Source organism: Pseudomonas fluorescens (assembly GCF_001648775.1).
GTDB classification, from domain to species: Bacteria; Pseudomonadota; Gammaproteobacteria; order Pseudomonadales; family Pseudomonadaceae; genus Aquipseudomonas; species Aquipseudomonas fluorescens_M.
The window spans coordinates 1-1026 of record NZ_LVEJ01000050.1 but is presented as its reverse complement, the minus strand read 5'-3'; the positions used below and the strand labels follow the sequence as shown (position 1 = coordinate 1026).

Here is a 1026-nt window from a genome sequence, read left to right as displayed (position 1 = left end):
TTACTCGATGATTTTGGCTACGACGCCAGCGCCGACGGTACGACCGCCTTCACGGATAGCGAAACGCAGACCGTCTTCCATCGCGATGGTTTTGATCAGGGTAACAGTCATCTGAATGTTGTCACCTGGCATTACCATTTCAACGCCTTCTGGCAGCTCGCAGTTACCAGTCACGTCAGTAGTACGGAAGTAGAACTGTGGACGGTAGCCCTTGAAGAACGGAGTGTGACGACCGCCTTCTTCCTTGCTCAGAACGTAAACTTCTGCGGTGAACTTGGTGTGCGGCTTAACCGAACCCGGCTTAACCAGAACCTGACCACGCTCAACGTCGTCACGCTTGGTGCCACGCAGCAGAACGCCGCAGTTCTCGCCAGCACGACCTTCGTCGAGCAGCTTGCGGAACATTTCAACACCGGTGCAAGTAGTAACGGTGGTGTCACGCAGACCAACGATTTCCAGCGGATCTTGAACGCGAACGATACCGCGCTCGATACGACCAGTCACAACAGTACCGCGACCCGAGATCGAGAATACGTCTTCGATTGGCATCAGGAACGGCTTGTCGGTAACACGTACTGGTTCTGGGATGTAGCTGTCCAGAGTTTCAACCAGCTTCTTGACGGCAGTGGTGCCCATCTCGTTGTCGTCTTTGCCTTCCAGAGCCATACGAGCCGAACCGATGATGATTGGAGTGTCATCGCCCGGGAAGTCGTAGGTGGACAGCAGGTCGCGAACTTCCATCTCGACCAGTTCCAGCAGCTCAGCGTCGTCTACCAGGTCAGCCTTGTTCAGGAAAACCACGATGTACGGAACGCCAACCTGACGGGACAGCAGGATGTGCTCACGGGTTTGTGGCATCGGACCATCGGCGGCCGAGCAAACCAGAATAGCGCCGTCCATTTGAGCAGCACCGGTGATCATGTTCTTCACATAGTCAGCGTGACCTGGGCAGTCAACGTGAGCGTAGTGACGGATCTTCGAGTTGTACTCAACGTGTGCGGTGTTGATGGTGATACCGCGAGCTTT

Annotated in this window: 1 protein-coding gene; it reads right to left on the bottom strand. The window is 55.2% G+C overall.

All coding sequences use genetic code 11. The annotated features are described in order from the left end of the window. Positions 1–1026 (bottom strand): elongation factor Tu (gene tuf, locus A8O26_RS29095; protein ID WP_064121020.1); only part of this gene is annotated, 1026 nt, incomplete at its 5' end.